Here is a 9100-nt window from a genome sequence, read left to right on the forward strand (position 1 = left end):
CATTTTCGCACCCGGCAGCGTTGGTGCATTTGCCTTTTTTCGTGCCAAATCTTATCTGAACGTGGCGGCAACGAAAGGGAGAATCTTTGATGAAATTCGGCCATGGCCTTGCGACGGCAATCCTTCTTCTGCTGCCGGTCTGCGCGCCCGCTCTCGCGCAGGAAAAATCCGTGCCCGCCTCGCAGGTGGAGATGCAGCTCTCCTTTGCGCCGCTGGTCAAGAAGACCGCGAATGCGACGGTCAACGTCTATGCAGAACGCGTGGTGGAACGACGCTCGCTCTTCAACGATCCCTTCTTCGAGGAGTTCTTCGGCCAGCGTATGCCGAACCGGTCGCAGAAGCAGGCCTCGCTCGGCTCCGGCGTCATCGTCGGTGCGGACGGCATCGTGGTGACGAACAATCACGTCATCGAGGGGGCCGACGACATCAAGGTGGCGCTTGCCGATGGTCGCGAATATCCCTGCAAGGTGCTTCTAAAGGACGACCGGGTCGATCTTGCCGTGCTGAAGATCGAATCGAAGGACGCATTCGACACGCTTCCGCTTGGCAACAGCGATGCCGTCGAGGTCGGCGATCTCGTGCTGGCGATCGGCAACCCCTTCGGCGTCGGCCAGACCGTGACGAGCGGCATCGTCTCCGCGCTGGCGCGCAATCAGGTGAAGGCCGGCGATTTCGGCTTCTTCATCCAGACCGATGCCTCGATCAATCCCGGTAATTCCGGCGGCGGCCTCATCAACATGAAGGGCGAACTGATCGGCATCAACACGGCGATTTTTTCGCGCGGCGGCGGCTCGAACGGCGTCGGCTTCGCGATCCCCGCAAACCTCGTCAAGGTTTTCGTGGCCAGTGCCGTCGGTGGCCGCACCACATTCGATCGTCCATACGTCGGCGCGACGTTCGATGCCGTGACCTCGGATGTCGCCGAAGCGCTTGGGCTGAGCAAGGCGCGCGGCGCGCTCGTGTCGAAGGTCCTGCCGGGCAGCCCGGCGGAAAAGGCCGGCCTGAAGGCGGGCGAGGTGATCACCGCCGTCAACGGTATCGCCGTCGAACATCCCGATGCGCTCGGTTATCGGCTGGCGACGGTCGGCATCGGCGGCACGGCGAAACTGACGGTCAGCGACGGCGGCAAGGAGGAGGTGCTGACGATCGCGCTCGACCGTGCTCCCGAATCGACACCGCGCGACGAGCGGTTGATCGAGGGGCGCAATCCGTTCTCCGGCGCCGTGGTGGCCAATCTTTCGCCGCGTGTTGCCGATGAACTGCGCATGCCTGCAAGCTCCGTGGGGGTTGTCGTGACCGACATCAACCGCGGATCGCCGGCCGCCCGTATCGGCCTGCAGCCCCGCGACATCATCGTCGAGCTGAACGGCACCAACGTCGCGTCCACCGAAATCCTCGAAGGTCTGGTTTCCCAGGATCCCTCCGTCTGGCGGGTCGTGATCGAGCGCGACGGCCAGCAAATTCGCCAGTATTTCCGATGACGGACCTGTTCGCCCCCTCCGAGCCGGAAGGAATGGCCGCCAAGCGACCGCTGGCCGACCGCCTCCGCCCGCAGTCCCTGAGCGAGGTCACGGGCCAGGAGCATCTGACGGGGGATGACGGCGTTCTCTCCCGGATGATTGCTTCGGGCTCGCTCGGCTCCATGATTTTCTGGGGACCGCCGGGTACCGGCAAGACGACGGTCGCCCGGCTGCTTTCGGGCGAGGCGGGGCTCGCCTTCGAGCAGATTTCAGCAATCTTCTCCGGGGTTGCTGACCTGAAGAAGGTGTTCGATACAGCCCGGCAGCGCCGGATGGGCGGCCGGCAGACATTGCTGTTCGTCGACGAAATCCATCGCTTCAACCGCGCCCAGCAGGACAGTTTCCTGCCGGTGATGGAGGATGGAACCATCATCCTTGTCGGAGCGACGACGGAAAACCCGTCCTTCGAACTCAACGCGGCTCTGCTCTCTCGGGCGCGCGTGCTGACCTTCAAGCCGCACGACGAGGACAGCCTCGAGGAACTGCTCAAGCGGGCCGAGGCGACGGAAGGAAGGTCCCTGCCGCTGGAACCCGATGCGCGCGCCTCGCTGCTGCGCATGGCTGACGGTGATGGCCGGGCCGTGCTGACACTCGCCGAGGAGGTCTGGCGTGCGGCGCGCCCCGGTGAGGTCTTCGGCCAGGACGATCTCTTCCGTGTGGTGCAGCGGCGGGCGCCGGTCTATGACAAGGGGCAGGACGGTCACTACAACCTGATTTCGGCGCTGCACAAATCGGTCCGCGGGTCGGATCCCGATGCCGCCCTCTATTACCTTTGCCGCATGTTCGATGCCGGCGAGGATCCGCTGTTCATCGGCCGCAGGCTGGTCAGGATGGCGGTGGAGGACATCGGCCTGGCCGATCCGCAGGCGCTTGTGGTCTGCAACGCCGCCAAGGACGCCTACGATTTCCTCGGCTCTCCAGAGGGAGAGTTGGCGCTTGCCCAGGCCTGCGTCTATATCGCCACGGCGCCGAAATCGAATGCCGTTTACACGGCCTTCAAGGCGGCGACGCGTGCGGCCAAGGAAAACGGGTCGCTCCTGCCGCCGAAGCATATTCTCAACGCGCCGACGAAACTGATGAAGGGCGAGGGCTACGGCGACGGCTATCGCTACGACCACGACGAGCAGGACGCCTTTTCCTGCCAGGACTATTTTCCCGAGAAGATGGGTCGGAAAACCTTCTACGATCCGCCGGAGCGCGGCTTCGAGCGGGAGATCCGCAAACGGCTGGACTGGTGGGCAAAGCTCAGGCGTGATCGCGGCTGAGCACGTCCGGCTCCGCGTTCAGGCAGTGGCGGCGATGCGAGGACCGGCGGGTGCTTTCGGCTTCGATACGACCCGGATCGAGGATTCAGCCTTGCCGGGATGCCCCTCCATGTCGACGACGACATGCCAGTGGGCGTCCTTCGGTATCGTCAGCCGTATCGGCGATTTCTTCGCCACGCCGCCGAGGAACTGGTGCTGGCGCGCGTTCTTGAACCGATCGAAATCATCATTGGTCATCAGGCGCACGTTCGCTATGGCCGAAAGCGTGATCTCGATCGTGACGCCGGCACGGATATCCTTGAGGTCGTAGTGGGTGAAGGGAAAACTGATCTGCGCCATTGCCGCCCTGCCGTGTCATCACTCCGCGGTAATATGCGGCTCAGCCGTTAAGGATCGGTTGGCAGTGCAGGGCAAATTGCGCACAGCGTGGCGCGGCGACCCGTTGCTGTGGAGAAATGGAAACGGCGACGGATCGGCCACCGGAGCCCCATGACTGTAGCGTCAGGTTAAGCGGAGCGGAGGCGGGAGCCACAGCGCCAGTTTCCCGCGACAGTGGCGCGATCGTCAGTTCTTGCTGTCGTCGAATTTGGGCGGAGCGATCGGGTCGCTTGCGGGAAACGATTCCTCGAGCGCTTCGTCGAGATAGTCATTTTCCGCCTTTCGCTTCGCCTTTTCATCCTCGGACGGTTTTGGCTGCGTCGGTTGCTTTGCCGGCTGCTTTCCTTTGGTCATCTCATTCTCCCGTGTCGGCGTTGTCGGCCATCGGGCGGCTACTCTTTGTCGATCAACGCCAGAATGCGCCTCTGTACGTCTTGATCCTGGGTGCGGATCGCCTCCATCAGGACGGTGAGTCTACCACGAAGGCCGTGGATCTGGTCGAGAAGCAGCATGGCAACGTCCACACCGTCGACGTTGACGCCCATCGGTCCCACGAGGTCCTGGATCAGGCGCGCCCGTGCCAGGTCCGCTTCATGGAAGATACGCATTCCGTTCTGCTCTTCCGGGACGAGCCAGTGGTGATCGACCCAGAAATCGAGGACTGCGATCTCGATTTCGAGATTGCTGCAGAATTCGGTGTCCTTCATCTCAGCCTCCCATGTGTTTGCGCGGCCGCTGTGACTTTCCGGCTTCCCAGCCCTGAACGAAGGCGGTGAGTTCCGGATCCGCTGCGGTCGGCAACATCACCTGCAAGGTCACGTAGGCATCGCCATGTCCGCCGCCCGGCTTGTGCAGGCCTTTGCCCTTCAGTCGCAGGACCTTGCCGGTGTTGGAGTTCGCCGGGATCGTGACGTTGACCGCGCCGTCGAGCGTCGGTACGCGGATCTTGCCGCCAAGCACCGCCTCGGACAGGGAGATCGGCACCTCGTAGCGGACGTCGTCGCCATCCTGCTTGTAGAAGGAATGGGGGCGCACGCGGATTTCAATGCGGGCATCGCCTGCGGGGGCGCCATTCATTCCCGGCTCACCCTTGCCGCGCAACCGCAGCGTCTGGCCGTCGCGTGTGCCGGGGGGAATTGTCAAATCGATCGGCGGGCCGTCGGGCAGGCTGATCTGCTTCTTCGCGCCGTTCGCGGCCTCGAGGAAGTCGAGCTCCATGGAAAAGTAGGCGTCACGCCCCTTCGTCTGGCGCTGACCGTGACTGCGCCTTGAAAAGAAACCGGAGAAGATGTCGTCGTCGGCGCCGAAATCCGAGAAGCTGTGCGCGCTCTCGTATCGACCGGCCGTATCGCCCGCCGAGGCGTACTCGCGATAGAAGTGCCTGGGTGGCGTCTCCGCGCCGGTCTCGTCGATCTCGCCGCGGTCGTATTTCCCGCGCTTCTCTTCGTCACCGAGCAGAGCGTAGGCCGCCGAGACGGCCTTGAACCTGTCCTCGGCATCCTTGTCGCCGGGATTGAGATCGGGATGCAGCTTCTTGGCAAGCCTGCGATAGGCACTCTGAATGTCCTTCTGGGTCGCATTCTTGCCGACGCCAAGGACCTCGTATGGACTGCGGCTCATTCGTTCTTCCCTCGAACCATGACATTTGCATCGTGGACAACGGCCGGTACAGGAAACGTGTCACGTCTTCGCTCTGATCTCAACCATAGGGCAGGGAACGGGAATGGACAGGGATGCGGCAATTCATTCGTCGGTTGGACTACCAACAAGGTTACCTAGTGACGCTAGCTGCGCTGCAGGACAATGTCGCTGGTCGCGACGTCCTTTCCTGTCGACAGGTCCTTGTCGACGGTTCGCAGCCTAAGGCCGCTGGCGCCGATCTTCTCGATCGTCATCTGCGCCGACCGGTCGCCGTTGACGATCCGGCTCCAGCGGACATCCAGGTTGATGGAATCTCCCTGCCGGTTTCCCGACAGCGTGGAGCGGCGGCCGGTCGGACCTATGTAGATACCTGTGTAGCGCCCGGCGTCGACATTCAGCGCTGCGGAGATTGTCCGGCTGACCACGAGAAGGCCGCGGCACGTCGCCTTCATTTCGATCGACGCGCCATCGGCCGTCGAGACGAGGCGGCACTTGACGTTGATCGCGGGCCTGCCGATGCGGGTAATGACCGTACCCTTGCCGCTCCAGTTGCCGGTGAGCGAATTCAGAAACGCCGTTTCGTCGGCCATGACGGGATGCGCCGCGAGCAGCAACAACAGACAGCGCGGAAGGATCTGCGGTACACGCACCATGGGTCTGTTCCGGTAATCTTCGATAGCCGGTGACGAGAACGCTATGGCCCATCTTGTCTCAAACACGGCGCGAAGGCGAGCGGTTACCGCCTGCTTCGATTGGTGGATGCGAGTGACGCCGATCGATCGGACGACACACAGCGTCGCCCTGTGCCGGTACGGCCGACACAGGGCGACGCGATCACGGAAGTCGGAAAAATCACCGCGTCAATATCGGTGCGGGTCACCGTGTCAAGTTTCCGTGCCATTCCCCGGGCCGGCACCGATTAACCGGTTCATCGCCTGCGAACTGTTTGCGGGACAATTAGCCCAGTTTGTTCTTGCCGCTGGACAAGAGGCGAAAGCGTTCGACGGCCAGGGCCGTCGAACGTGACAATCGGACCGTCGGCTCTACGAGAAGAATCTCAGCTGGATTGCCCGCCGACCCAATTGTGCCAATCCTCCACGCTGCCGCGGAAAACGTTGAGGTCGATCTTTTCGCTGACACCGTGCGACAGGCCGGAGCCGGAATACTGCCAGAACACCCACTTGCGGCCCGGATAGCGCTTCGACGGGTGGGCGGCGACCGAACGCAGCCAGAACGGGTAGTCGAGGAACTCGCCGCTGAGATTGTCGGCATAGAAGTCCGGAGCGGTGTAGATGATCGGTCGCTGGCCGTAATGGCGTTCCAGCTTGTCCATGAACACCTGCATCTTTTCCAGCACCTTGGCGCGCGATAGCCGCTTTTTGCAGCTGGATTCGGCATTGTATTCGACGTCGATCACCGGCGGCAGCGCGCCCGGCTCCTTCGGAACGTTGCGGATGAACCAGTCGGCCTGCTCGCCGGCCGTTCTGCACCAGTAGAAGAAGTGGTAGGCGCCACGCTTGATCCCGGCGTCCTTCGCCCGCTGCCAGTTCTTCCTGAACATCGGATCGAGGTGGTCGCCGCCGTCCGTCGCCTTGATGAAGGCGAAGTTCGCCCCCTGCTGACGCAGGGTCACCCAGTCGATTTCGCCCTGCCAACGCGACACGTCGACGCCATGGACGGCATGATTGCGCGGCGAGGTCTTGCCGAAATTGATCGGCTTGGCGTCGCGGAAGCGCTGGCCATAGACCTTGCTGCGCCCACCCGGTGCCGAACCGATCGCCGGTGCCGCGGGCGCCAACGTCTGCAACGGCCGTTGCGAGGGGATCGCCATCCCGGCCGTCCGCGTCACCGCCTCGAACGCCTGCTGGTCGGGCACCTGTCCCGCCCAGGCGAGCTCCGTCTGCTGCTCGCTGTCCTGTGCGGCGGCGACCTCACCGATACTCGCTGCGGGCATCGCCGAAGCGGCCCTGGCGACTGAACTCGTCGTCTCCCGGGACGGGCGCTTGGCCTGGGTGTCATCGCCACCGAATCTGCCCCCGCAGCCCGCGAGTGCCAAACCGAGAAGGAAGATTGCTGGAACAGCCGATAAACGCATGGAAACCCGCTACGCAAAACAAACAGACGGCATCGAATGCGCCGTCCGGGACCATTGGAACGTCAAGGCTAACGGGTAATTACCAACAAAGACTGAATCCGATCTTTATACAAATCGGGGCTCCTGCCGACGGGTGAAGGGTGAGGTCGGTCGCATTCCAGACCTTTGTCGCGTTTTCGAGATGCCACACACCGATAAGGCGAGGGAGCACCTTTGCCCGCGTCGAGGGGAAATAGGGCGATAGCAAAAAAGTGATCGCTCAGGCAGTGAAACGGCCGGGATGCCCGGCCATTTCATTGGGACGGTTTATGGCGTCCGGTGTTCGATCAGACGCGACGCCCACCGGGCGAACGGGCATGTCGTCGCGTGGAGAGGTCCTCATAGTAGGACGGACGGCCGTGCCTGTGCATAAAAACGGCACCGGAAATCGGGTGCCAAGTGCAAATGCGTATATTTTGCGTTGCTTTACGAGCAGCCTGGGAAGGGCTATTGTTGCAATATCCGTGGGGGGCGGCACACGATGAAGTGCCTTCGTCCCCGTGTGCGGCCCGACCATCTGCGTCGAATTCAACATGGTCGCCGTGTTCATTTAATTTTCAAGCAGTTGGACTGGCGCGCGCTTGCGGGCTCTCTGTGTTCGAAAGTAGAGGAGGTTCTTGCCATGCTCTCAGACCTTCATTGTGCTGGATCCCTCTCGCCAGGGGAGGTTGAGCGGTTGCAGAAGGTGCTCGACGAGATCTGTCTGAACGAACATGTCGCCCATCATTCCGCTTTATGTGACGAAGTCGGAAAACAGATCGTCTATCTCTATCGAAGCGGCATTCGAGAATCGACCGAGATCCTGGCGATCATGGAGACGCGTTTCCGCCGTCACTAATTCAGAGCCATCCCCCTGAGAAGCCTGCCCTGCGCAACCCGGCAACGATCGGCTCGCATCGACGCATGGTGTTCCACAGCAGGCCCGTCCGATAGTTTTCGATCATCAGCACGACCGGGCCCTGATCGATGCCAAAATGAAAGGGACTGACCCACCATTTGGCCGACTTCCCTTCAACAGGAAAAGACGGGTTGAAGGAGGGCTTGAAGCCATAGAGCCGGGTCATGCCCAGGTCCATCTGCGCAAAGTTCCTGACGGTGGGAACGACGATCTCCGGTGCAAATGGCAGCGATGCGACGACGACCCATGGCGACACGGTTCCATCGTCCGGGCCAAATGGCGCGCCGCGCGCTAGGTAGTCGAAGAACTCCCTTTCCACGCCGTCAACGTTCCTCTTGATCCACCCGGGACCGTCGCTGGCCGTAAAACCCCAACAATGTTCTCCGTAGCCCGAAAAATGCAGGGGATTGCGGATGGCGTACTCTTGGTGGACGTAGGTGGCGTGGCGGCTGTTCTGAAAGTAGTCGCTGTCATGTTCACGCATGAAGTCGTCGCGGATGCTGCGAAAGTCGATCCACATGTGTGACAGTTGGTGGGTGAACAGCGGGCCGGAGTAAAGCAGCTCGCGACCGTAGATATTTCGCCATTCGTAGCTCTCGGTGTAGGCGACATAGGATTCCGGCGGCAGCGGGTGCGTTGGCGACCCCAGCCCGAGGATGTAGAGCAGCAGGCCCTCGTCGTATCCCCGCCAACGATGGGGAAGGAATCCGCTCTCAGGCTTCCAGCCGTGCGTCAGCGTCAGACCGTGATCGCACGCCCAGGTCCAGTCGGCCCGCTCGTAGAGTTCATTGGCAAGATGGCGGACTTCGGTCTCCTCGGCGGCATCGCCGTCAAAGTACGTGGCCACCGTCAACGCGCCCGCGAACAGGAAGGCCGAGTCGATGGTGGACAATTCGCACTCCCAGACCCGGCGACCCGTTTCAATGTCGAGGAAGTGGTAGAAGAAGCCCTTGTAGCCGGAAGCGTCCGGTTCGGGCCCTTGCGGGCAGGACAGCAGGAACTGCAGCCGTCGCCGCGCGATCTTGGCGGCAAACTCGCGGATGACGATGCCGCGCTCCACCACCACCGGAATTGTCGCGAGCGCCATTCCGATAGCGGCGATGCTCGCGGGCGAGTCGGGCGCCGTCTTGTCCCTCACGAGCCCGTTATCCGGATTGGTGCATTGAAGATAGTATAGAAGCGTCGTGAACTGCAGCCGACTGAGATCCTGGTCCGTCGGCATCCGATGCAATTCCGGAGCGGTCGAAAGAAGTTGGGACATTGC

10 protein-coding genes are annotated in these 9100 nt (G+C 62.1%); 3 read left to right on the forward strand and 7 right to left on the reverse strand.

Features of this window, described 5'->3' with window-relative positions:
- The first annotated feature begins 89 nt into the window (after window positions 1-89).
- Together AC1DDS_RS19750 and AC1DDS_RS19755 are read left to right on the forward strand one after the other, a co-directional pair.
- Window positions 90-1481: a DegQ family serine endoprotease gene (locus AC1DDS_RS19750; RefSeq protein WP_477480414.1), complete on the forward strand. Its 1392-nt coding sequence runs from the start codon at window positions 90-92 to the stop codon at window positions 1479-1481.
- A complete protein-coding gene (locus tag AC1DDS_RS19755; protein WP_477480415.1) occupies window positions 1478-2785 on the forward strand; it encodes a replication-associated recombination protein A in 1308 nt (435 codons plus the stop codon). Before AC1DDS_RS19750 ends, AC1DDS_RS19755 begins: the two co-directional genes overlap by 4 nt.
- A gap of 18 nt (window positions 2786-2803) precedes the next feature.
- Here AC1DDS_RS19755 and AC1DDS_RS19760 read toward each other — a convergent pair whose 3' ends face one another.
- From AC1DDS_RS19760 to AC1DDS_RS19785, 6 genes are all read right to left on the reverse strand, one after another.
- Window positions 2804-3124 (reverse strand): DUF1883 domain-containing protein, encoded by a 321-nt coding sequence (locus AC1DDS_RS19760; protein WP_477480416.1) that lies wholly within the window; start codon window positions 3122-3124, stop codon window positions 2804-2806.
- A 225-nt stretch (window positions 3125-3349) separates the two neighbouring features.
- The gene (locus AC1DDS_RS19765) at window positions 3350-3517 is read right to left on the reverse strand and encodes a hypothetical protein (RefSeq protein WP_477480417.1); all 168 of its coding nucleotides are present in this window, start codon (window positions 3515-3517) and stop codon (window positions 3350-3352) included.
- A 38-nt stretch (window positions 3518-3555) separates the two neighbouring features.
- Window positions 3556-3870: a chaperone modulator CbpM gene (locus tag AC1DDS_RS19770; protein WP_477480418.1), complete on the reverse strand. Its 315-nt coding sequence runs from the start codon at window positions 3868-3870 to the stop codon at window positions 3556-3558.
- A gap of 1 nt (window position 3871) precedes the next feature.
- Window positions 3872-4783, reverse strand: coding sequence for a DnaJ C-terminal domain-containing protein (locus tag AC1DDS_RS19775; RefSeq protein ID WP_477480419.1), 912 nt, complete (start codon window positions 4781-4783; stop codon window positions 3872-3874).
- A 164-nt stretch (window positions 4784-4947) separates the two neighbouring features.
- Window positions 4948-5457: a hypothetical protein gene (locus AC1DDS_RS19780; protein WP_477480420.1), complete on the reverse strand. Its 510-nt coding sequence runs from the start codon at window positions 5455-5457 to the stop codon at window positions 4948-4950.
- A 404-nt stretch (window positions 5458-5861) separates the two neighbouring features.
- On the reverse strand, window positions 5862-6899 hold the full coding sequence (locus AC1DDS_RS19785) for a glycoside hydrolase family 25 protein (protein ID WP_310420795.1): 1038 nt from the start codon (window positions 6897-6899) through the stop codon (window positions 5862-5864).
- A gap of 661 nt (window positions 6900-7560) precedes the next feature.
- Here AC1DDS_RS19785 and AC1DDS_RS19790 point away from each other — a divergent pair.
- Window positions 7561-7776 (forward strand): hypothetical protein, encoded by a 216-nt coding sequence (locus AC1DDS_RS19790; protein ID WP_477480421.1) that lies wholly within the window; start codon window positions 7561-7563, stop codon window positions 7774-7776.
- 1 nt (window position 7777) lies between these two features.
- Here AC1DDS_RS19790 and AC1DDS_RS19795 read toward each other — a convergent pair whose 3' ends face one another.
- The gene (locus tag AC1DDS_RS19795) at window positions 7778-9097 is read right to left on the reverse strand and encodes a glucoamylase family protein (protein ID WP_477480422.1); all 1320 of its coding nucleotides are present in this window, start codon (window positions 9095-9097) and stop codon (window positions 7778-7780) included.
- Window positions 9098-9100 lie beyond the last annotated feature (3 nt).

The sequence above is a fragment of the Mycoplana sp. 10N416 genome, assembly GCF_056394765.1.